This is a genomic window from Kitasatospora sp. NPDC056731 (genome assembly GCF_040687675.1).
Lineage (GTDB): Bacteria > Actinomycetota > Actinomycetes > Streptomycetales > Streptomycetaceae > Kitasatospora.
Genome location: NZ_JBFBNR010000047.1, coordinates 29,014 through 50,739 on the forward strand (window position 1 = coordinate 29,014; position 21,726 = coordinate 50,739).

The 21,726-nt window shown below is 71.6% G+C and carries 17 protein-coding genes; 12 read left to right on the plus strand and 5 right to left on the minus strand.

Going from position 1 to position 21,726, the window contains the following annotated elements:
- The first annotated feature begins 39 nt into the window (after nucleotides 1–39).
- The 3 genes from AB0R04_RS32480 to mshC all read left to right on the plus strand — a co-directional run bounded on the left by AB0R04_RS32480 (nucleotide 40) and on the right by mshC (nucleotide 3,460).
- On the plus strand, nucleotides 40–969 hold the full coding sequence (locus tag AB0R04_RS32480) for an AraC family transcriptional regulator (RefSeq protein ID WP_363377212.1): 930 nt from the start codon (nucleotides 40–42) through the stop codon (nucleotides 967–969).
- A 126-nt stretch (nucleotides 970–1,095) separates the two neighbouring features.
- Entirely contained in the window at nucleotides 1,096–1,935 is an 840-nt protein-coding gene (locus AB0R04_RS32485) for a carbohydrate-binding protein (RefSeq protein WP_363377213.1), read from the plus strand.
- Nucleotides 1,936–2,230: 295 nt separating this feature from the next.
- Nucleotides 2,231–3,460 carry a cysteine--1-D-myo-inosityl 2-amino-2-deoxy-alpha-D-glucopyranoside ligase gene (gene mshC / locus AB0R04_RS32490; RefSeq protein WP_363377214.1) on the plus strand — a complete coding sequence of 410 codons (1,230 nt, stop codon included), beginning with the start codon at nucleotides 2,231–2,233 and terminating at the stop codon, nucleotides 3,458–3,460.
- A gap of 87 nt (nucleotides 3,461–3,547) precedes the next feature.
- Here mshC and AB0R04_RS32495 read toward each other — a convergent pair whose 3' ends face one another.
- Together AB0R04_RS32495 and AB0R04_RS32500 are read right to left on the minus strand one after the other, a co-directional pair.
- Nucleotides 3,548–4,498 carry a PAC2 family protein gene (locus tag AB0R04_RS32495; RefSeq protein WP_350878002.1) on the minus strand — a complete coding sequence of 317 codons (951 nt, stop codon included), beginning with the start codon at nucleotides 4,496–4,498 and terminating at the stop codon, nucleotides 3,548–3,550.
- A gap of 337 nt (nucleotides 4,499–4,835) precedes the next feature.
- On the minus strand, nucleotides 4,836–5,927 hold the full coding sequence (locus AB0R04_RS32500; protein ID WP_208869056.1) for a hypothetical protein: 1,092 nt from the start codon (nucleotides 5,925–5,927) through the stop codon (nucleotides 4,836–4,838).
- Between the two features lie 143 nt (nucleotides 5,928–6,070).
- On the opposite strand from AB0R04_RS32500, the gene metH reads away from it, so the two are divergent.
- The 3 genes from metH to AB0R04_RS32515 all read left to right on the plus strand — a co-directional run bounded on the left by metH (nucleotide 6,071) and on the right by AB0R04_RS32515 (nucleotide 12,405).
- Nucleotides 6,071–9,577 (plus strand): methionine synthase, encoded by a 3,507-nt coding sequence (gene metH / locus AB0R04_RS32505; RefSeq protein WP_363377215.1) that lies wholly within the window; start codon nucleotides 6,071–6,073, stop codon nucleotides 9,575–9,577.
- A 153-nt stretch (nucleotides 9,578–9,730) separates the two neighbouring features.
- Nucleotides 9,731–10,432 carry an HAD family phosphatase gene (locus AB0R04_RS32510; RefSeq protein ID WP_363377216.1) on the plus strand — a complete coding sequence of 234 codons (702 nt, stop codon included), beginning with the start codon at nucleotides 9,731–9,733 and terminating at the stop codon, nucleotides 10,430–10,432.
- Between the two features lie 353 nt (nucleotides 10,433–10,785).
- On the plus strand, nucleotides 10,786–12,405 hold the full coding sequence (locus tag AB0R04_RS32515) for an ABC transporter substrate-binding protein (protein ID WP_363377217.1): 1,620 nt from the start codon (nucleotides 10,786–10,788) through the stop codon (nucleotides 12,403–12,405).
- A gap of 97 nt (nucleotides 12,406–12,502) precedes the next feature.
- On the opposite strand, the gene AB0R04_RS32520 is transcribed toward AB0R04_RS32515, so the two are convergent.
- Nucleotides 12,503–13,174 (minus strand): response regulator transcription factor, encoded by a 672-nt coding sequence (locus tag AB0R04_RS32520; RefSeq protein ID WP_063346919.1) that lies wholly within the window; start codon nucleotides 13,172–13,174, stop codon nucleotides 12,503–12,505.
- Nucleotides 13,174–14,082, minus strand: coding sequence for a RecB family exonuclease (locus AB0R04_RS32525; RefSeq protein WP_063346918.1), 909 nt, complete (start codon nucleotides 14,080–14,082; stop codon nucleotides 13,174–13,176). The genes AB0R04_RS32520 and AB0R04_RS32525 overlap by 1 nt, the downstream gene beginning before the upstream one ends.
- 168 nt (nucleotides 14,083–14,250) lie before the next feature.
- On the opposite strand from AB0R04_RS32525, the gene AB0R04_RS32530 reads away from it, so the two are divergent.
- The 3 genes from AB0R04_RS32530 (at nucleotide 14,251) to AB0R04_RS32540 (ending at nucleotide 17,207) form a co-directional block, all read left to right on the plus strand.
- On the plus strand, nucleotides 14,251–15,471 hold the full coding sequence (locus AB0R04_RS32530; RefSeq protein ID WP_063346917.1) for a site-2 protease family protein: 1,221 nt from the start codon (nucleotides 14,251–14,253) through the stop codon (nucleotides 15,469–15,471).
- A gap of 45 nt (nucleotides 15,472–15,516) precedes the next feature.
- Nucleotides 15,517–16,476: a tRNA (adenine-N1)-methyltransferase gene (locus tag AB0R04_RS32535; RefSeq protein WP_063346916.1), complete on the plus strand. Its 960-nt coding sequence runs from the start codon at nucleotides 15,517–15,519 to the stop codon at nucleotides 16,474–16,476.
- 125 nt (nucleotides 16,477–16,601) lie between these two features.
- On the plus strand, nucleotides 16,602–17,207 hold the full coding sequence (locus AB0R04_RS32540; RefSeq protein ID WP_079135481.1) for a hypothetical protein: 606 nt from the start codon (nucleotides 16,602–16,604) through the stop codon (nucleotides 17,205–17,207).
- Nucleotides 17,208–17,220: 13 nt separating this feature from the next.
- Here AB0R04_RS32540 and AB0R04_RS32545 read toward each other — a convergent pair whose 3' ends face one another.
- On the minus strand, nucleotides 17,221–17,526 hold the full coding sequence (locus tag AB0R04_RS32545) for a ferredoxin (RefSeq protein WP_063346915.1): 306 nt from the start codon (nucleotides 17,524–17,526) through the stop codon (nucleotides 17,221–17,223).
- A 285-nt stretch (nucleotides 17,527–17,811) separates the two neighbouring features.
- Here AB0R04_RS32545 and arc point away from each other — a divergent pair, with 285 nt between their 5' ends.
- The 3 genes from arc (at nucleotide 17,812) to AB0R04_RS32560 (ending at nucleotide 21,713) form a co-directional block, all read left to right on the plus strand.
- Entirely contained in the window at nucleotides 17,812–19,578 is a 1,767-nt protein-coding gene (gene arc, locus AB0R04_RS32550; RefSeq protein WP_063346914.1) for a proteasome ATPase, read from the plus strand.
- Between the two features lie 230 nt (nucleotides 19,579–19,808).
- Nucleotides 19,809–21,320, plus strand: coding sequence for a depupylase/deamidase Dop (dop, locus tag AB0R04_RS32555; protein WP_363377218.1), 1,512 nt, complete (start codon nucleotides 19,809–19,811; stop codon nucleotides 21,318–21,320).
- A 174-nt stretch (nucleotides 21,321–21,494) separates the two neighbouring features.
- Nucleotides 21,495–21,713 (plus strand): ubiquitin-like protein Pup, encoded by a 219-nt coding sequence (locus tag AB0R04_RS32560; protein ID WP_031069167.1) that lies wholly within the window; start codon nucleotides 21,495–21,497, stop codon nucleotides 21,711–21,713.
- Nucleotides 21,714–21,726 lie beyond the last annotated feature (13 nt).

Consider the following 21,726-nt stretch of genomic DNA (forward strand, 5'->3'; position numbering starts at 1 on the left):
GGTCTGGACCTGTCCGCGAACCGGCAGCACACTGCTCCGATGGACGCGTTACGGACCACCCCCACCCCCCGTACCACGCCGGACCTGCCGCTGCACCGGCTCCAGGTCCCGCTGCCGCACCTGCTCCCGTTCGCCATCGGGAGCTTCGACACGATCGGCCCGCTGTCCCGGGCGGGCTTCCCGCACCGGCACTCGTTCTACGAGATCGTCCACGTCACCGGCGGCCGCGGCGCCCACGTCCTGGACCTGGTCCACCGGCCGCTGGCGCCACCGCAGTTGTGCGTGATCACGCCCGGCCAGGTGCACTACTGGTCGGACGCGGACGAACTCACCGGCCAGGTCGTCCTGTTCAACGAGGACTTCCTGCTCCGGAACCCGCAGGACCTCGCCGCGCTGCGCACCCTGGCCACCCGCCCCGCGCTCGGACTCAGTGAACAGGCCGGGCCGGTCGGCGCGTTGCTCGCCGACATGGAACACGAGTACCGCTCCCGGCAGCCCGGCTACCAGGGTGTACTGCGGGCCAGTCTGCACATCCTGATCGTCCGGGCGCTGCGCGCCGCCCGGCCGGGGGAGCGGCCGTCGCCGCCCGGCCGGCCGACCGAAGTGGCGTCCGCCTTCACCCGGTTGATCGCCGGTCCGGGTGGGGTGCGGTACTCGGTGGCGTCCAGTGCGCAGGAACTCGGCGTCTCACCGGGCCACTTGCAGACCCTGGTCAAGCAGGCCACCGGCCGCACCCCGGGCGGACTGATCCGGCGCCAGCAGACCCTGGAGGCCAAACGGCTGCTGGCTTGCACGGATTTGACGATCAGTCAGGTCGCGAAGGAGGCGGGCTTCGCCGACCCGGCCTACTTCTGCCGCTTCTTCCGGCGGGAGACCGGGATGACGCCGGGGGAGTTTCGGGCCCGGGTCGACGGAAATCACCACGATCCCCGGATCGCGTCCATCGCGGCGGCCCCGGACGGCCCGTAACTTTGCTGGTGGCCACCGGTGGCCGGTCCGGCGCGCGCGGACGGGCGGCCGGTTCGGCCCTTGTCATGCCCCCACCATGGCAAGGGCCGCCCCCCACATCCACCCCCCACCCGAAGGAGAGGGCGCATGCCCACGCCCGACGGCATGATCAGCCGCAAGACCGTCCTGAAGGCCGCTGCCGCGCTCGGCGCCGCCCCGCTGCTGGTCGGCGGCGGCGTCGCGCTGGCCCGTGAGCAGGCCGGCACCGGCCGGCCCCTCGGTCTCACCCCCGAGTGCCACGACGGCGACGACCCCACCATCGAGCAGACCGAGGGCCCCTACTTCAAGCCCAACTCCCCACTGCGCAGCTCCATGGTCAACGACGGCCCCGGCACCCGGCTGACCGTCAGCGGCTACGTCTTCGGCCGCGCCTGCCGACCGATCTCCGGCGTCCTGCTGGACTTCTGGCAGGCCGACGACAACGGCGCCTACGACAACACCGGCTTCACCTTCCGCGGCCACCAGTTCACCGACGCGAACGGCGCCTTCAAGCTGGACACGATCGTCCCCGGCCTCTACCCGGGCCGCACCCGGCACCTCCACGTCAAGCTCCAGGCGCCCGGCCGCCCGGTGCTCACCACCCAGCTCTACTTCCCCGGCGAGCCGCGCAACAGCACGGACACCATCTACGACGCCCGGCTGCTGATGAACGTCCGCCAGAACGGCCCGGGCCGTGAGGGCAGTTACGACTTCGTCCTGGACGTGCCGCAGACCCCGGGCACGCCGAGCCCGACCCCCACCGCCACCCCGACCGGAACCCCGACCGGAACGCCCACGCCGCCGAGCGGCAGTTGGAAGCCGGGAGCCTCCTACAACGCGGGCGACCGCGTCACCTACTCCGGCGCCTCCTACCTCTGCCTCCAGGCGCACACCGCCATGGTGGGCTGGGAGCCGCCGAACGTGCCGGCCCTCTGGCAGCGGTCGTAGCGGCTCCGGCCGCGTTCCCCGGGGTGCCGGGCGCCCGGTCGGCGGCAGGGTCGACCGGGCGCTCAACCGTGTCCGAAAGCCTGCCCAACGCCTGCCGAATGCCTCCCCAACGCCTGCTCGACGCCTGCCCAACGCCCGCCCGAAGCCTGCCGCATTCCTGCCCGAAACAACGCCGGTCCCGTCAAGGTCCGCTCCTTATCAGTCGGGAAGCGGTCCGGCAACGACAGGAAGCGAATCCAGTCGATCTTGTGTACTGGTTAGGCTTTCAAATGTTCGCAAGGTTAAAGTCGGTTCCATGCATGCCTGGCCCGCCTCCGAGGTTCCCGCCCTGCCTGGTCAGGGGCTCCCCCTCCGTATCTTCGACACCGCAGCGGGCACGGTCCGCGAGGTCGTGCCGCAGGACGGCACTGCCCGGATCTACGTCTGCGGCATCACCCCCTACGACGCGACCCACATGGGCCACGCCGCCACCTACAACGCCTTCGACCTGGTGCAGCGCGTGTGGAAGGACGCCGGCCACGACGTCCTGTACGTCCAGAACGTCACCGACGTGGACGACCCGCTGCTGGCCCGGGCGGTCGAGACCGGTCAGGACTGGGTGGCCCTCGCCGAGCGCGAGACGGCCCTGTTCCGCGAGGACATGACCGCCCTGCGGCTGCTCCCGCCGGCCCACTACATCGGCGCCGTCGAGTCGATCCCGTGGATCGTCCCGCTGGTCCAGAAGCTGCTCGCCGGCGGCTCCGCCTACCAGGTGGACGGCGACATCTACTTCTCGGTCGAGTCCGACCCCCGCTTCGGCCAGGTCTCCGGCCTCGACCAGGAGGCCATGCGCCCGGTCTTCGCCGAGCGCGGCGGAGACCCGGACCGCCCGGGCAAGCGCCACCCGCTGGACGCCCTGCTCTGGCTCGCCGCCCGCCCGGGCGAGCCCGCCTGGGAGACCGAACTCGGCCACGGCCGCCCCGGCTGGCACATCGAGTGCGTCGCCATCGCGCTGCAGTACCTCGGCATGTCCTTCGACATCCAGGGCGGCGGCAGCGACCTCTCCTTCCCGCACCACGAGATGGGCGCCTCGCACGCCCAGGTCGCCACCGGCGCCCACCCGTACGCCAAGGCGTACGTGCACGCCGGCATGGTCGGCCTGGACGGCCACAAGATGTCCAAGTCCCGCGGCAACCTGGTCTTCGTCTCGGCGCTGCGCCGCGAGGGCGTCGACCCGGCGGCGATCCGCCTGGCGCTGCTCGCGCACCACTACCGCGAGGACTGGGAGTGGACCAAGGCGACCCTGGACGAGGCCGTCGAGCGCCTCGCCCGCTGGCGGGCCGCGGTCTCCCGGCCGGACGGCCCGGCCGCCGAGCAGCTGCTCGACGAGGTCCGTACGGCGCTCGCAGACGACCTGGACGCGCCCGCCGCGCTGGCCGCCGTCGACCGCTGGGCCGAGCGGCAGGAGGCCGGGGGCGGCGCCGACATGGGTGCGCCCGGCCTGGTCAGCCGCACCGTGGACGCCCTGCTCGGCGTCGCGCTCTAGAGTCATCCCTCAACACGCCGAAGGGGCGTCCGGACCAGGTGTCCTGACGCCCCTTCGGCGTTGTCCGGGGCGGGCCCGGGGCGGCGGCTACTCCTCGTCGCCGTCCTGGCTCTCCCGGGCCGCGCCCGGGGACTCCGGCTCGGCCGGCCGCTCCGCCGTGGCGTGCCCGGCCACCGGCTTCTCGCCGGTCGGCCCGACGTTCTCCCGGCGGCGCAGGTAGCGCTCGAACTCGCGGGCGATCGCGTCGCCGGAGGCCTCCGGCAGCTCCGCGGTGTCCTGCGCCTCCTCCAACTGCTGGACGTACTCGGCCACCTCGCTGTCCTCGGCGGCCAGCTGGTCCACGCCCAGCTGCCAGGCCCGGGCGTCCTCGCCGAGCTCGCCCGGCGGGATGCGCAGGTCGAGCAGGTCCTCCAGCTTGTTGACCAGGGCCAGCGTCGCCTTGGGGTTCGGCGGCTGCGCGACGTAGTGCGGCACGGCCGCCCAGAGCGTCACGGCCGGGACCCCGGCGTGCGTGCAGGCCTCCTGGAGCACCCCGACGATGCCGGTCGGGCCTTCGTAGCGGCTCTCCTCCAGGTCCAGCCGGCGGGCCAGCTCCGGGTCGGAGGTGACCCCGCTGACCGGCACCGGGCGGCTGTGCGGGGTGTCGCCGAGCAGCGCGCCCAGGATCACCACCAGCTCGATGCCGAGCTCGTGCGCGAAGCCGAGCAGCTCGTTGCAGAACGAGCGCCAGCGCATGCTCGGCTCGATGCCGCGCACCAGGACGACGTCCCGGGTGGTCGGCTCGGTCACCCGGATCACCGAGAGCCTGGTGGTCGGCCAGGTGATCCGGCGGATGCCGCCGTCCAGCCAGACCGTGGGCCGGTTGACCTGGAAGTCGTAGTAGTCCTCCGCGTCCAGGGCGGCGATCACCTTGCCGCCCCAGGTGTCGTCCAGATGTGCCAGAGCCGCGGAGGCGGCGTCGCCCGCGTCGTTCCAGCCCTCGAAAGCGCAGACCATCACCGGGTCGATCAACTCGGGAACATCTTCCAGCTCGATCACCCAGCGTCTCCCTCCGGTCGGCGGTCGAACCTGCGCCGCCTCGGCTGGCCTGCCGGGGCGCCGACGGGTCGGCTGCCGACTGTCGAACCTCTCGTCACCCATGGAACGCCTCGCCCCATGGTCCCTACCTGCCCAGCCTACGGGCTTTGATGCGCACCGCGGCCGGGCACCGGGACAGTCTGGGGGAGCGTGCCGCCCCGATCCAGCGGATATCCGGACCGCCAGAGCTGACGGGCCGTCAGCTCTGGCGGGGCGGGCGCGGACGGTGTCCGAGCGGCGACGCGGCGCGACGACGCGCCCTTTCCGCGCGCCCCGCCACCAGGGCCGCCGGAACCCCTCAGGCGTCCACCCACCCGCGCCGGTACGCCGCCCAGTGCTCCGGGGTGGCGGCGAAGTCCACGTACAGCGCGACGCCGAAGTTCCGCCGCCCCGGGTCCTGGCGGCCCAGGCCCAGCCGGACGCCCCGGACGGCGGCCGGCACGGTCTCGGCGTCACCCCGATGGCCGTGCCGGTCGTCCCAGAAGAACGGCAGGCCGATCAGCAGGTCCACCCCGGCCGGGGTGGCCTCCAGCGCCAGTTCGGTCTGCAGGGCGACGTAGCCGCCGAACAGCGGCTCGGTCGGCATGCTGGTGTCGTACGCCATCACGGCGACCTGGTCGACCCGGCGGGCGGTCTCGGTGAAGTACGCCTGGTCCCACCACTTGCCGTGGTCGGTGAGCAGGATCCCGGCGGTGTGCAGGCCGGGCACCGGGTCGAGCTGCGGGACCGCCACCGAGAGCGCCGCGCCGCGCCCGGCCGTGACCGGGCGGACCTGGTCGAGCAGGGCCAGCCAGCCGGCGCTGCCGGGCCGGATCGGCTCCATGTCGAAGTGCACGCCGTCGAAGCCGAGGTCCAGGACCTGCCGGGCGGAGGCGGTGACCCGGTCCCGGGTGGGGGCGTCCTCCAGGTCCAGGGCGTCCTTCTCCGGCTTGACCTCGTCGCCCAGCCAGCTCTGCACCCGGACGTCCGGCAGCGCCCGGTGCACCGCGTCGGTGAACCAGCGGCCCCGGGGGTGGACGGCGGGCGGCAGCGAGCCGTCGTGTTCCAGCGGGCCGGTGTGCACGTACAGGTCGCGGACGCCGGTGCCGGCCAGCTGCCGCACCAGCGCGGCGACGTCGGCCTCGCCCTTGCGGCCGTCCACCCAGGCGTGGCCGAGCCAGAGCGCGTCCCGGCCGCGGGTGCGGGCCTCGGCGGACGGGTCGCCGGTGTAGTGCAAGCGGATCGCGACGAAGGCGGAGCCGAGCGCGGCCGCCGGTACGGCCGCCGCGAGGCCCAGTGCCAGCAGCGCCCGGCGCCACCAGGACCAGCTCCGCCAGCGCTTGCGCAACGCCCGGAACGGGGCCGCCAGGGCCCCCGTGACGCGTCGCGCGACGGTCGGGAATCGGCCCACGCGGTTGCTCCCCCCTTGCGGTCGAACGCTCAGGATACGGAATGCGACCGCAGGCCGGGGCGCGGGCCGGATACCCTGGCCACGTGCGGGCCCGAGTAAGCGGGCCCGCAAAGCCGACAGCCGTCGCACCAGGGAGAAGCCCCATGGCCACTGCAGCCAATCCGTCCATCACTCAGCAGAGCCGCGCGAACGCGTTGCGTGAAGCGCTCGCCACCCGGGTGGTGGTCGCCGACGGTGCGATGGGCACCATGCTCCAGGCACAGGATCCGACGCTGGAGGACTTCCAGAACCTGGAGGGCTGCAACGAGGTCCTCAACGCCACCCGGCCCGACATCGTGCGCTCCGTCCACGAGGCCTACTTCGGGGTCGGCGTGGACTGCGTCGAGACCAACACCTTCGGCGCCAACTTCTCCGCACTCGGCGAGTACGAGATCGCGGAGCGCATCTTCGAGCTGTCCGAGTCCGGCGCCCGGATCGCCCGCGAGGTGGCCGATGCCCACGCCGCCGACGGCCGCACCCGCTGGGTGCTCGGCTCGATCGGCCCCGGCACCAAGCTGCCCACCCTCGGCCACGCCCCGTACGAGACGCTGCGCGACGGCTTCCAGCAGAACGCGGCGGGCCTGATCGCGGGCGGCGCCGACGCGCTGCTGGTCGAGACCAGCCAGGACCTGCTGCAGACCAAGGCCGCCATCCTGGGCTCCAAGCGCGCCCTCGCCGAGGCCGGGCTGGACCTGCCGGTGCTGGTGCAGGTGACCGTGGAGACCACCGGCACCATGCTGCTCGGCTCCGAGATCGGCGCCGCGCTGACGGCCCTGGAGCCGCTCGGCGTCGACTACATCGGCCTCAACTGCGCCACCGGCCCGGCCGAGATGAGCGAGCACCTGCGCTACCTGGCCAAGAACGCGCGGATCGGCCTGTCCTGCATGCCGAACGCGGGCCTGCCGGTGCTCGGCAAGGACGGCGCCCACTACCCGCTCTCCCCGGCCGAACTGGCCGACGCGCACGACGTGTTCACCCGCGAGTACGGCCTCTCGCTGGTCGGCGGCTGCTGCGGCACCACGCCCGAGCACCTGCGCCAGGTGGTCGAGCGGGTGCAGGGCCGGCCGGTCACCCCGCGCACCCCGCAGCCGGAGTCCTCGGCGTCCTCGCTGTACCAGGCGGTGCCGTTCCGCCAGGACACCTCGTACCTGGCGATCGGCGAGCGCACCAACGCCAACGGCTCGAAGAAGTTCCGCGAGTCGATGCTGGCCGGCGACTGGCAGGCCTGCGTGGAGATCGCCCGCGACCAGATCCGGGACGGCTCCCACCTGCTGGACCTGTGCGTGGACTACGTCGGCCGCGACGGCGTCGCCGACATGAAGGAGATCGCCGGCCGGCTGGCCACCGCCTCCACCCTGCCGATCGTGCTGGACTCCACCGAGCCGCAGGTGCTGCGGGCCGGTCTGGAGGCGCTCGGCGGCCGCGCGGTGCTCAACTCGGTCAACTACGAGGACGGCAACGCCCCGGACTCGCGCTTCGGCCGGATCGCCTCGCTGGCCCGCGAGCACGGCGCCGGCCTGATCGCGCTGACCATCGACGAGGAGGGCCAGGCCCGCACCGCCGACAAGAAGGTCGAGATCGCCGAGCGGCTGATCACCGAGCTGACCGCCGACTACGGCGTCGACGAGGGCTCGATCCTGGTGGACTGCCTCACCTTCACCCTGGCCACCGGCCAGGAGGAGTCCCGCCGGGACGGCATCGAGACCATCGAGGCGATCCGCGAGCTCAAGCGCCGCCGCCCGGCCGTGCAGACCACGCTGGGCCTGTCCAACATCTCCTTCGGCCTCAACCCGGCCGCCCGGGTGGTGCTGAACTCGGTCTTCCTGCACGAGTGCGTGGAGGCCGGCCTGGACTCGGCGATCGTGCACGCCTCCAAGATCCTGCCGATCTCCCGGATCCCCGAGGACCAGCGCGAGGCCGCCCTCGACCTGGTCTACGACCGCCGCCGGGACGGCTACGACCCGCTGCAGCACCTGCTGGAGCTGTTCGACGGCGTCTCCTCGGCCTCGGTCAAGGCGTCCAAGGCGGAGGAGCTGGCCGCGCTGCCGCTGGACGAGCGCCTGCAGCGCCGGATCATCGACGGCGAGCGCAAGGGCCTGGAGGCCGACCTGGACGAGGCGCTGGCCGGGCGGCCCGCGCTGGAGATCATCAACGACACCCTGCTGTCCGGCATGAAGGTGGTCGGCGAGCTGTTCGGCTCCGGCCAGATGCAGCTGCCCTTCGTGCTCCAGTCCGCCGAGGTGATGAAGACCGCGGTGGCCCACCTGGAGCCGTTCATGGAGAAGTCCGACAGCGAGGGCAAGGGCACCATCGTGCTGGCCACCGTCAAGGGCGACGTCCACGACATCGGCAAGAACCTGGTGGACATCATCCTGTCCAACAACGGCTACAACGTGGTCAACCTGGGCATCAAGCAGCCGGTCTCGGCGATCCTGGACGCCGCGCAGGAGCACAAGGCGGACGTGATCGGGATGTCCGGCCTGCTGGTGAAGTCCACCGTGATCATGAAGGAGAACCTGGAGGAGCTCAACCAGCGCAAGCTGGCCGCGAGTTACCCGGTGATCCTGGGCGGCGCCGCACTCACCCGGGCCTACGTCGAGCAGGACCTGCACGAGATCTACGAGGGCGAGGTCCGCTACGCCCGGGACGCCTTCGAGGGCCTGCGGCTGATGGACGCGCTGATCGCGGTCAAGCGCGGCGTGCCCGGCGCGAGCCTGCCGGAGCTCAAGCAGCGCCGGCACGCCCGGGTCGAGGTGGTGGAGGAGCCGGAGGTCAACCTCGGCCAGATCCGCTCGGACGTCACCGTCGACAACACCGTGCCGACCCCGCCGTTCTGGGGCGACCGGATCGTCAAGGGCGTCCCGTTCGCCGACTACGCCTCCTGGCTGGACGAGGACGCGCTGTTCAAGGGCCAGTGGGGCCTGAAGGCGGCCCGCAGCGGCGAGGGGCCCTCGTACGAGGAACTGGTGGAGACCGAGGGCCGGCCGCGGCTGCGGATGTGGCTGGACCGGCTGCAGACCGAGGGTTGGCTGGAGGCGGCCGTGGTCTACGGCTACTACCCGGCCAACTCCAAGGGCGACGACCTGATCGTCTTCCACGAGGACGGCACCGAGCGCACCCGCTTCACCTTCCCCCGCCAGCGGCGCGGGCGCCGGCTCTGCCTGGCCGACTTCTTCCGCCCGGAGGAGACCGGCGTGCGGGACGTGGTCGGCCTCCAGGTGGTCACCATGGGCAACCGGATCTCGGAGGCGGCGAACGAGCTGTTCGCCGACAACTCCTACCGCGACTACCTGGAGCTGCACGGCCTGTCGGTGCAACTGGCCGAGGCGCTGGCCGAGTTCTGGCACGCCCGGGTCCGCTACGAGCTGGGCTTCTCCGGCGAGGACCCGCAGGACGTCAAGGACATGTTCGCGCTCAAGTACCGGGGCGCCCGCTTCTCGCTCGGCTACGGGGCCTGCCCGGAGCTGGAGGACCGCGCCAAGATCGCCGAGCTGCTGAAGCCCGAGCGGATCGGCGTGGTGCTCTCCGAGGAGTTCCAGCTGCACCCGGAGCAGTCCACCGACGCGATCGTCATCCACCACCCGGAGGCGAAGTACTTCAACGCCCGGTAACCCGGGCGCCTCGTTCCGTTCGCTCTTTTCGGGCGAACCGGGCGTATCCTGGATGATCCTGAACGGGCCGGTCCGCTCACCAGCGGGCCGGCCCGTGCCATCCCCGGGGGGCGCTCGAACGCGCCCGGGGGTACCGACGGAAGGACTCCCGCCATGACCACCTCCACCGCCGCCCGGATCCTCGACCACGGGGACGGCCGCGGCCTGCAGGCGGTGCTGCTGGACATGGACGGGACGCTGGTGGACACCGAGGACTTCTGGTGGCAGGCCGAGGTCACCCTGTTCGCCGAGCTGGGCCACGCGCTGACCGACGAGGACCGGGCCCAGGTGGTCGGCGGTCCGATGACGCGGGTGATCGACTACCTGGTCGGCACCACCGGGGTGGACCTCGCCCCGGCGGACCTGACGGTGCTGATCAACCAGCGCTTCGTCGACCTGCTGGCGGGCGGCGTGCCGCTCATGCCGGGCGCCGAACGCCTCCTCAACACCCTGGCCGCACACGGGATTCCGGCCGTCCTGGTGACCGCCTCGCACCGGCACGTGGTGGACATCGTGCTGCGCTCGCTGGGCTCCCACCACTTCGCCTTCACGGTCGCCGGGGATGAGGTGCCGCGCACCAAGCCGCACCCGGACCCGTACCTGGAGGCGGCCCGGCGGCTGGGCGCGGACCCGGCCCGCTGCGTGGTGGTCGAGGACGCGCCGACCGGGGTGCGGGCGGCCGAGGCGGCGGGCTGCCCGGTCATCGCCGTGCCCTCGGTGGCGCCGATCGAGCCGGCCCCGGGGCGGCTGGTGCGCTCCTCGCTGGAGCAGGTCGATCTTGAACTGCTGCGCTCGCTGGTCACTTCGCGGGTGTGATTGTCATCTCATTGCGAGGGTGGCCTACTCGCCGGTAAGCGGCCGGATCCGGCCGCCACCGACGCCCGCCCGGGGAGAAAAAGGGCATTGCCTGACAACTCGTCGGGTGTTTCGCGATGCCCTCAACCACCGTGTCCCAAACGTCATCTGCACGGGTATCGGTCGTGCGTGTTCGATATGGCACGCTACTCCAGTTCGTTCCCCTCCCTCGCGCCCTGCCACCGCCGACGACGGGCAACCCCGTCCCGCCCGCGGTCGTACGGGCGCCAGGCCCGCGCACGCCTTCCGCACCCGGAGCGCCCTCGACGCGGGCCGCCGGCCCCGGTCGGACCGCACCCAGAAGGACGCGCCCCGTGAAGACTTCAGCTGAACGCCTGGCAGTACTCGGCTGCGCCGGTCTTGTCGCCGTGACGGCGGCCGGCTGCGGATCGGTCACCGACGCCGTCAAGGGGGACGGCGGCAAGGCGATCGTCATGGGCACCACCCAGCTCACCGGCGTGCTGGACCCGGCCGCCGCCTACGACTCCGGCTCCTGGCTGCTGCTGCGCAACACCTTCCAGTCGCTGCTCACCTTCCCGGCCGCCTCCAGCGCCCCCTCCCCGGACGCCGCGCAGTCCTGCGAGTTCACCGCGGGCGACGCCACCCAGTACCACTGCACCATGCGGACCGGCCTGAAGTTCTCCAACGGCCACCCGCTGACCGCCGCCGACGTGGTGTTCTCGATCGAGCGCACCAAGAAGATCAACGACCAGAACGGCGCGGCCCCCCTGCTCTCCTCGATCAGGAGCGTCGAGGCCAAGGGCGACACCGAGGTGGTCTTCCACCTCTCCACGCCCGACGCCACCCTGCCGGCCAAGCTGGCCGGCCCGGCCGGTGCCATCCTCGACCACCAGGCCTACCCGGCCGACAAGGTCGTCCCCAACGACAAGCTGATCGGCTCCGGCCCGTACCGCTTCGAGACGGTCGAGGTCATGGGCGGCAACGGCGACACCGCCAAGCAGCTGGGCAAGGTCGTCCTGGTGCCCAACGACAAGTACAACGGCGAGGCCAAGCTCCGGAACAGCAAGTTCACCGTCCGGTACTTCGACAAGCCCGCCGACCTGAAGGCCGCGCTGGACAAGGGCGACGTCGACCTCACCGACAACAGCCTGGACCCGAACACCGCCGCCCAGATGCACTCCGACCAGCAGGGCGGCAAGACCGACCTCCAGGTCGTCGAGGGCGACAGCAACGACACCCGCTCGCTGGTCTTCAACACCAAGGACCCGGTCGCCGGCAACGTCGCCGTCCGCCAGGCCGCCGCCCAGCTGCTCGACCGCAAGTCGCTCGCCCGCGACGTCTTCGCCCGGACCGTCCAGCCGCTGTACGCGATGGTCCCGGCCGGCGTCACCGGCCACACCACGGCCTTCTTCGACCGCTACGGCGACCAGGACAGCGGCAAGGCCAAGAAGATCCTCACCGACGCCAAGGTCCAGCTCCCGGTCAAGCTCACCCTCACCTGGTCGCGCTCGCGGGCCGGCAGCGCCGAGCCCGAGACCCTGAAGAAGCAGCTGGAGGCCGGCGGCCTGTTCCAGGTGACCGTCCAGACGGAGCCGGACTGGGACAAGTACCGGGCCGGCTGGTCCGAGGGCCGCTACCAGGCGTACCTCATCGGCTGGTTCGCCGACTACCCGGACCCGGACAACTACATCGCCCCGCTGCTCATCGACGGCGGCGCCTACCACCACGGCTGGGACGACCCGCGGATCAGCCAGAAGCTGGTGCCGGACGGCCTCAAGCAGGCCGACCGCAGCGCCGCGGTGGCCGGCTACGCCCAGATCCAGCAGATCGTCGCCGAGAACGCGCCGCTCATCCCGCTGTACCAGAACAAGGGCTTCTTCGCGTCGCGTTCGTACATCACCGGCGTCGAGTCGACCATCGACACCACCGGCGTGTTCCGCTTCTGGGAGATCAGCCGCAGCGCCGGCAAGTAGGCGACCGGACGACACCCCTCAACACGGCGGCCCGCCCGCCTTCCCCCTGGGTGCACGGGGAAGGCGGGCGGGCCGTCGGCTACAAGGCCTACAAGGCTTAGAGGGCGCCCGGGCGCACCAGCCCGCTCTCGTACGCGTACACCGCCGCCTGCACCCGGTCGCGCAGCTGGAGCTTGGTCAGCACATGGCCGACGTGCGTCTTCACGGTGGTCTCGCTGACGAACAGTTCGGCCGCGATCTCCGCGTTCGAGAGCCCGCGCGCCACCAGCTTCAGCACCTCCAGCTCACGCTCGGTCAACGCGCTCAGCGCCTGCGGCGGCGCCTCCTCGCCCGAGGGCAGCTTGGTGGCGTACATGTCCAGCAGCCGGCGGGTGATGCTCGGCGCCAGCATCGCCGCGCCGTCCGCCACCACCCGGATCGCCTGCACCAGTTCCTCCGCCGGGACGTCCTTCAGCAGGAAGCCGCTGGCGCCCGCGCGCAGCGCCTCCACCACGTACTCGTCCAGGTCGAAGGTGGTCAGCACCAGCACCTTGGCCGGGCCGTCCCGCCCGGGGCCGGCGATCCTGCGGGTCGCCTCGACGCCGTCCATCCTGGGCATCCGGATGTCCATCAGCACCACGTCGGGCTGCAGCGCCCGCACCTGGTCCAGCGCCTGCTGACCGTCGCCGGCCTCACCGACCACCACCAGGTCGGACTCGGCCTCCAGGATCATCCGGAAACCGGTGCGCAGCAGCGGCTGGTCGTCGACCAGCAGCACTCGGATCGTCACTAGGACTCCTTGCTCATCTGATCCCCCGTGGGATCGTCTTCGTCAGACGTACGCGACAGCGGCAGCGGGTACGGCGGGGGAGTGCCGCCGAACTCCGGGCAACTGGCCTGGTGGTCGCACCAGTCGCAGAGGCGGTTGCGGGTCGCCGGGAACTCCCCGGTGGCCACCGCGTGGGTGATCCGCTCCCAGAGCGCCCGCAGCTTGCGCTCCACCGCGAGCAGGTCGGCCTCGTCCGGGTCGTAGCTGACCACGTCCCCGCCCCCGCCGAGGTAGACCAGCTGGAGCCGCTTGGGGACGACGCCCTTCCAGCGCCACACCACGAGCGCGTAGAACTTCATCTGGAACATCGCCTTGCCCTCGAAGTCCCGCGAGGGCGCCCGGCCGGTCTTGTAGTCCACCAGCCGGACCTCGCCGCTCGGGGCGACGTCCACCCGGTCGATGTAGCCGCGCAGCAGCAGCCCCGACTCCAGGGCGGTCTCCACGTACAGCTCGCGCTCCACCGGGTGCAGCCGGGTCGGGTCCTCCAGCCGGAACCACTGGCCGACCAGCTTCTCGGCGTCCGCCAGCCAGCGGGCGAGCGCCGCGCCGTCCGGATCGTCCGGGAACAGCGAGCCCAGCTCCGGGCGCTCGCCCAGTAGTCGCTCCCACTGCGGGCGCAGCAGGCCCAGTGCCCGCTCCGGCGTCCGCTCGGTCGCGGGGCTGTCGAAGAGCCGCTCCAGCACCGCGTGCACCAGCGTGCCCCTGGTCGCCGCCGCGCTCGGCGGCTCGGGCAGCCGGTCGATCACCCGCAGCCGGTACAGCAGGGGACAGGTCAGGAAGTCCCCCGCCCGGGACGGGGACAGGCCGGTCGGGGGCGCCGCCGGGCGCGCCGGGGCCCCGGCGGCGCTGGTGGTGTCGGTCTGCTGCATGCCTCCGACCCTATTGCCCTTCGCTGTCATCCTGCTGCCACGGTGCTGCCACACCGCGCGGCACAGTGGGTATGAAGCCTGACAGAGGGCCGCACGCCACCGGAGGGCCGCGATCACGTAGCGTGGGCGCACCGGGGCACGACGGGGCAGACGACCGAAGGGATCACGGTGAGCGACAGCAGGGGGCAGCAGACCTCCGACCAGCCACCGCAGGACGACGGCGGCCGCCCGGCAGGGCGACCGCCCAGGCCGCCCGAGCGCGGCAGCGGCCTCCTGGTGGGCCGCCCCTTCGGCGTGCCCATCTACGTGACCCCCTCCTGGTTCGTCATCGCCGCGCTGATCACCTGGGTGTTCGGCGGCCAGCTCGGCGACGTCCTGCCGGACCTCGGCGCCGCCCGCTACCTGCTCGCGTTCTTCTTCGCGGTCGCCTTCTACGCCTCCGTCCTGGTGCACGAGCTCGCTCACACCCTGGTCGCGCTGCGCTACAGGCTCGGTGTACGGCGGATCCAGCTGCAGTTCTTCGGCGGCGTCTCCGAGATCGAGAACGAGGCCGAGAGCCCGTGGCGCGAGTTCTGGCTGGCCTTCGTCGGCCCGCTGCTCTCGCTGGTGCTCGGCGGCGTGTTCTACCTCGCGATGCAGGCCGTGGAGCTCTCCACGGTGCCCGGGGTGCTGCTCACCGGGCTGATGGTCTCCAACCTGGTGGTCGCCGCGTTCAACCTGCTGCCCGGCCTGCCGCTGGACGGCGGCCGGATGCTGCGCGCGGTCGTCTGGGCGATCAGCGGCAAGGCGATGACCGGTACGGTCGCCGCCGCCTGGGTCGGCCGGGCGCTGGCCGTCGTGGTGCTGATCGGCCTGCCGCTGTTCAGCGCCGCCCGCGGGATCGAGCGCACCACGACCGACACCCTGGTGGACGCGGTGCTGGCCGCCGTCCTCGCCGCGATCATCTGGAACGGCGCCACCGGGAGCCTGCGCAACGCCCGGCTCAAGGAGGTGCTGCCCGGCCTGCGGCTGCGCGAGCTCGCCCGCCGGACCGTCGAGGTCACCGCCGACACCCCGCTCGGCGAGGCGCTGCGCCGGGCCCGCGAGGCCCAGGCCGGCGCGGTCGTGGTGGTGGACGGCCGGGGCGACCCGATCGGCATCGTCCGCGAGTCCGCCGTCCGCGCGGTGCCCGAGCACCGCCGCCCGTGGGTCGCCGTCGGCCCGCTCGCCCGCGACCTCGAACCCGGCCTGCGGCTGGACGCCGACCTCGGCGGCGAGGACCTGCTGCGCGCCGTCCAGGCGACCCCGGCCGGGGAGTACCTGGTGGTCGAGGCGGACGGCCGGGTGTTCGGCGTCGCCGCGCTCACCGACATCGAGCAGCGCCTCACCGCCGCCGTCGCCGGCCGGTGATCACTCTGGTCGGGCGGACCGTCCGCTTCCCTTAGGATTGACCGCATGTCCGAACCGACCGGTGCCACCCGCCGACGCGGGCCCTTCCAGGTCGGGGACCAGGTCCAGCTGACCGACCCCAAGGGCCGCCACTACACGTTCACGCTCCAGGCCGGGAACCAGTTCCACACCCACAAGGGTGCGTTCCCGCACGACGAGCTGATCGGCGCCCCCGAGGGCACGGTCGTGCGCACCACGGGGAACGTCCCGTACCTCGCGCTGCGCCCCCTGCTCCCCGACTACGTCCTGTCCATGCCGCGCGGCGCCGCCGTGATCTACCCCAAGGACGCGGGGCAGATCCTGGCCATGGCCGACATCTTCGCCGGCGCCCGCGTCGTCGAGGCCGGTGTCGGCTCGGGCGCGCTCTCCACCTACCTGCTGCGCGCCGTCGGCGACACCGGCATGCTGGCCTCGTACGAGCGCCGGCAGGACTTCGCCGACATCGCCAAGGGCAACGTCGAGCGCTACTTCGGCGGGCCGCACCCGGCGTGGAAGCTCACCGTCGGCGACCTCCAGGACAACCTGGTCGAGGCCGACGTCGACCGCGTCATCCTCGACATGCTCGCCCCCTGGGAGTGCCTGGACGTCGCCTCCAAGGCGCTCGTCCCCGGCGGCCTGATCTGCTGCTACGTGGCCACCACCACGCAGATGTCCAAGACCGTCGAGGCACTGCGCGACCACGGCACCTTCACCGAGCCGCAGGCCTGGGAGACCATGGTCCGCACCTGGCACCTGGAGGGCCTGGCCGTCCGCCCGGACCACCGGATGATCGGCCACACCGGCTTCCTGCTCACCGCCCGCCGCCTCGCCGACGGCGTCGAGCCGCCGTTGCGCCGCCGCCGCCCGGCCAAGGGCGCGTACGGCGAGGACTACGACAACGGGGGCTCGGAGTCGACTCTGCGGGAGCGCGCCGCGGCCCGTGCCGCCGCCCGCGCCGTCGAGACCGAGCAGCCCGACCTGGGCTGACCAGGATCGCTTCCCGGGGGTGGTACGAGCCTGCTCGTGCCACCCCTCGGCATTTCGGCCGCTGGCGTGTGGGACGATGCTCGCGCACGCAGACCAGCTCCTGGGAGCACTGGAGGGGACGCCTGGTGGAGACCGCGGTCGGGACGACGGCTGGACAGCAGACACCGCGGGGCCGCACCGGGCCCGGGCACGCGCGCACCGCCCCCTGGCACTGGGCCCTGGCCCTGGCCGGCTGCGGCGCGGTGGTGGCCTCGGCCCTCGCCGCCGGCCCCGCCACCGGCACCCCGGTGCCCCTGCACGGCACTCCCAAGGCCCTCGGGGCGAGCGCCGCCCCCGACCCGGCCAAGGCCCAACTTCCGCTCGACTGCGGCCCGTTCCCGGTCGCGACGGCCATCAGCATGCCGGCCGACCTGGGCGACGGGCGGCCCGGCACGGTCGTCGCCGCGCACTGCGCGGCCGAGAACGGCACCCCGCCGGACGCCGTCTACCTGCTCGGCTTCGGCCCGGGCGAGCGCCCGGTGGTGCTGGCCACGCTCCTCTCCGAGCGCGAGAACCTCACCCTCGGCCGGCTCGCGCTGCGCTCCGACGGCGCCATCACCGGTCACGCGCAGGGGTATTCGAGCGACGAGGTGCCGCGCTTCCGCCCTGACATCTCACTCGACCTCACCTGGATGCGCAAGGGCGGCGGCTGGGAACGCTCCCAGACCGCCGCCCCGGTCAGCCAGACCTGAGGGGGAGGACGCGTCAGTCCGCGTCCGGCCCGTACACCTCGACCCGGTCGGTGACCCGGCGCACGTGGATGCAGTCGCCGGGGCACTCCTTCGCCGAGTCCACCACGTCCTGAAGGATCGTCAGCGGCACCGGGGCGGTCTGCCCGGGCTGCTGGCGCAGCTCGTCGTCCGGCCCCTTCACGTAGGCGAGGCCGTCGATGTCCAGCTCGAAGACCTCGGGTGCGTACTGCACGCAGATGCCGTCGCCGGTGCACAGATCCTGGTCGATCCACACCTCCAGCTGTTCGGCCGCCGTGGCCGTCTGCTCGGTTACCGACATGGTCCCCTGCCGTTTCTGTCCCGGGTCGCCCCTTTTCCGGGGGCAATCCCGCCATTCGTACAACGATCGGACCCAGGTGCCCGGTCGCGATCGGATATCACTTCGCTCGACGATACATCTGGCCCGCTTTGGGTGGTGAGCGGTGGGTATCCCCTTAGCAGAGGGGAAGCACGCTGGGGCGAAGATCGGACACGCCCGTTCCATCTTTCTTGATCTAGGGGTTTACGGACCCCTGGTCCCAGGTAGGGTCTGGAAGCGTCCAGCTCCCCGGAGGAGGTGAGGACCGTGGCAGCCCACGATGACGACTACAACCGCAGCACCGGCAGGCCCGCTCGTGGTTCCGACGAGGCCGCTCAGGTCTCGTTCCTTGAGCAGGAAATCGCTGTGCTGCGCCGCAAGCTCGCCGACTCGCCGCGCAATTCGAGGATCCTCGAAGAGCGGATCGTCGAGCTCCAGACCAACCTGGCCGGAGTGTCCGCCCAGAACGAACGGCTCGCCTCCACCCTGCGAGAGGCCCGCGACCAGATCGTGGCCCTCAAGGAGGAAGTGGACCGGCTGGCACAGCCCCCGGCCGGGTTCGGCACCTTCCTCGAGGCCAACGAGGACGGCACCGCCGACATCTTCACCGGGGGGCGCAAGCTCCGCGTGAACGTCAGCCCCAACGTCGCCCTCGACGAACTGCGGCGCGGCCAGGAGGTGATGCTCAACGAGGCCCTCAACATCGTGGACGCGATGGCCTTCGAGCGCATCGGCGAGATCGTCACCCTCAAGGAGATCCTCGAGGACGGCGAACGCGCCCTGGTCGTCGGCCACACCGACGAGGAGCGGGTGGTGCGCCTCGCCGAACCGCTGCGCGAGCTCACCATCCGGGCGGGGGACGCCCTGCTGCTGGAGCCCCGCTCCGGCTACGTGTACGAGGTCGTGCCGAAGTCCGAGGTCGAGGAGCTGGTCCTCGAAGAGGTCCCGGACATCGACTACCGCCAGATCGGCGGACTGAGCAACCAGATCGAGCTGATCCGGGACGCGGTCGAGCTGCCCTACCTGCATGCCGACCTCTTCAAGGAGTACGAGCTGCGCCCGCCCAAGGGCGTGCTGCTCTACGGCCCGCCCGGCTGCGGCAAGACGCTGATCGCCAAGGCGGTCGCCAACTCGCTGGCCAAGAAGGTCGCCGAGGTCACCGGACGCCCCCAGGGGAAGAGCTACTTCCTCAACATCAAGGGCCCCGAACTGCTCAACAAGTACGTGGGCGAGACCGAGCGGCAGATCCGCCTGGTCTTCCAGCGGGCCCGGGAGAAGGCGAGCGAGGGCACGCCCGTCATCGTCTTCTTCGACGAGATGGAGTCGCTGTTCCGCACCCGCGGTTCCGGCGTCAGCTCGGACGTGGAGAACACCATCGTCCCGCAGCTGCTCGCCGAGATCGACGGTGTGGAGGGCCTGGAGAACGTCATCGTCATCGGCGCCTCGAACCGCGAGGACATGATCGACCCGGCGATCCTGCGGCCCGGCCGCCTGGACGTCAAGATCAAGATCGAGCGCCCGGACGCCGAGGCCGCGAGGGACATCTTCTCCAAGTACCTCAAGGAGTCGCTGCCGTTCCACCCGGACGACCTCAAGGAGCACGACGGCTCCCTGGGCACCACGGTGGCCGCGATGATCCAGTCGGTCGTGGAGCGGATGTACTCCGAGACCGAGGAGAACCGCTTCCTGGAGGTCACCTACGCCAACGGTGACAAGGAGGTCCTGTACTTCAAGGACTTCAACTCCGGCGCGATGATCCAGAACATCGTCGACCGCGCGAAGAAGATGGCCATCAAGGACTTCCTCGACCACGGTCAGCGCGGTCTGCGCGTCTCCCACCTGCTCGCCGCCTGCGTGGACGAGTTCAAGGAGAACGAGGACCTCCCGAACACCACCAACCCGGACGACTGGGCCCGCATCTCCGGCAAGAAGGGCGAGCGGATCGTCTTCATCCGCACGCTGGTCACCGGCAAGCAGGGCGCCGAGTCCGGCCGCTCGATCGACACTGTCGCCAACACGGGGCAGTACCTGTAAGCACACGGTGAGACCGGGCCGCCCGGCGGTCCCCGGAACAGCACGCACCCCGTCCGGCTGTGGCGCCTCGCGGCCCCGCAGCCGGACGGCGCGTCTCGGGGTCCGCCCGTCGGTGCCGGGTTCTAGGCTCGACCCACCGATCGCGGGCAGAACGCCGGCGCCGGTGTTGTCCAGCGGTACGTCGGCGTGCTCCGCCCGTGGGGGGCGGCGCACCGGGCAAGGAGGGCCGCATGACCGTACGGCGCGTGATGGGCATCGAGACCGAGTACGGGATCTCCGTGCCCGGGCACCCCAACGCCAACGCCATGCTCACCTCGTCCCAGATCGTCAACGCGTACGCGGCGGCGATGCACCGGGCGCGGCGGGCCCGCTGGGACTTCGAGGAGGAGAACCCGCTGCGTGACGCCCGGGGCTTCGACCTGGCGCGCGAGGTGGCGGACGCCAGCCAGCTGACCGACGAGGACATCGGCCTGGCCAACGTCATCCTCACCAACGGGGCCCGGTTCTACGTGGACCACGCGCACCCCGAGTACAGCTCGCCAGAGGTCACCAACCCGCGTGACGCCGTGCTCTGGGACAAGGCCGGCGAGCGGATCATGGCGGCCGCCGCGCAACGCGCGCTGGAACTGCCCAACGGGCAGAACATCCACCTGTACAAGAACAACACCGACAACAAGGGCGCCTCCTACGGCACCCACGAGAACTACCTGATGAAGCGGGCGACGCCGTTCGCTGACATCGTCCGCCACCTCACCCCGTTCTTCGTCTCCCGCCAGGTGGTCACCGGCGCCGGCCGGATCGGCATCGGCCAGGACGGTTCGACGCACGGCTTCCAGATCAGCCAGCGGGCCGACTACTTCGAGGTCGAGGTCGGCCTGGAGACCACGCTCAAGCGCCCGATCATCAACACCCGGGACGAACCGCACGCCGACGCGGAGAAGTACCGCCGGCTGCACGTGATCATCGGGGACGCCAACCTCTCCGAGATCTCCACCTACCTCAAACTGGGCACCACCTCACTGGTCCTGTCGATGATCGAGGACTCCTTCATCGCCTCCGACCTCGCCGTCGACCAGCCGGTGCGCACCCTGCACCGGGTCTCCCACGACCCCACGCTCAAGCACCTGATCACCCTGCGCAACGGGCGCAAACTCACCGCCGTCCAGCTCCAGCTGGAGTACTTCGAGCTGGCCCGCAAGTACGTCGAGGACCGCTTCGGCACCGACGCGGACGAGCAGACACTGGACGTGCTGGCCCGCTGGGAGGACGTCCTCGGCCGGCTGGAGCGCGATCCGATGTCGCTCTCCAGGCAACTGGACTGGATCGCCAAGCGGGAGATCCTGGAGGGCTACCGCAGCCGGGACGCCCTGGGGTGGGAGAACCCGCGGCTACACCTGGTCGACCTCCAGTACAGCGACGTACGGCCCGACAAGGGCCTCTACAACCGGCTGGTGGCCCGCGGCCGCTTCGAGCGGCTGGTGACCGAGGCGGAGGTCGAGCGGGCCGTCTCCAAGCCCCCGGAGGACACCCGGGCGTACTTCCGCGGGCGCTGCCTGGAGCAGTACGCCGACCACGTCGCCGCGGCCTCCTGGGACTCGGTGATCTTCGACCTGCCGGGCCGGGACTCGTTGCAGCGGGTGCCCACGCTGGAGCCGCTGCGGGGCACCCGCAACCACGTCAAGGAGCTGCTGGACCGCTGTCGCACCGCGGAGGACCTGCTGCGGGTCCTCTCCGGCGGGTAACTTTTCGATCACCATGGGTGAACGTCCGCCGAATGGGAATCATCCGGGGTGGCAGCGGGTGTTGGACAGGAAGCGCCACCGGCAAACCGGGAGCGGCAGTCGCACCTTGTGTATAGGGTCGGTGCAGCAAGCAACGACCAAACCGTGCCAGAAGAATCGAGCGGGGTGAGGGAAATGGCGAGCAAGGACACCGGCGGCGGCCAGCAGCGGGCGAACCGCTCCTCCGAGGAGGTCGAGGAGCAGGCCGCGGAAACCCAGAATTCCGACGACCTCAAGGAGCGCCAGGAAAAGCTGAGCGACGACGTCGACGCGGTGCTGGACGAAATCGACGAGGTCCTCGAGTCGAATGCGGAGGATTTCGTCCGCGGATTCGTGCAGAAGGGCGGGCAATAGCCCGTCCCCGGCA

Coding starts and splice junctions, on each gene's coding strand:
- mshC (WP_363377214.1), top strand. CDS start 2,231: ATGCATGCCTGGCCCGCCTCCGAGGTTCCCGCCCTGCCTGGTCAGGGG.
- AB0R04_RS32480 (WP_363377212.1), top strand. CDS start 40: ATGGACGCGTTACGGACCACCCCCACCCCCCGTACCACGCCGGACCTG.
- AB0R04_RS32545 (WP_063346915.1), bottom strand. CDS start 17,526: ATGTCGGTAACCGAGCAGACGGCCACGGCGGCCGAACAGCTGGAGGTG.
- AB0R04_RS32510 (WP_363377216.1), top strand. CDS start 9,731: ATGACCACCTCCACCGCCGCCCGGATCCTCGACCACGGGGACGGCCGC.
- AB0R04_RS32535 (WP_063346916.1), top strand. CDS start 15,517: ATGTCCGAACCGACCGGTGCCACCCGCCGACGCGGGCCCTTCCAGGTC.
- AB0R04_RS32560 (WP_031069167.1), top strand. CDS start 21,495: ATGGCGAGCAAGGACACCGGCGGCGGCCAGCAGCGGGCGAACCGCTCC.
- AB0R04_RS32485 (WP_363377213.1), top strand. CDS start 1,096: ATGCCCACGCCCGACGGCATGATCAGCCGCAAGACCGTCCTGAAGGCC.
- dop (WP_363377218.1), top strand. CDS start 19,809: ATGACCGTACGGCGCGTGATGGGCATCGAGACCGAGTACGGGATCTCC.
- metH (WP_363377215.1), top strand. CDS start 6,071: ATGGCCACTGCAGCCAATCCGTCCATCACTCAGCAGAGCCGCGCGAAC.
- AB0R04_RS32525 (WP_063346918.1), bottom strand. CDS start 14,082: ATGCAGCAGACCGACACCACCAGCGCCGCCGGGGCCCCGGCGCGCCCG.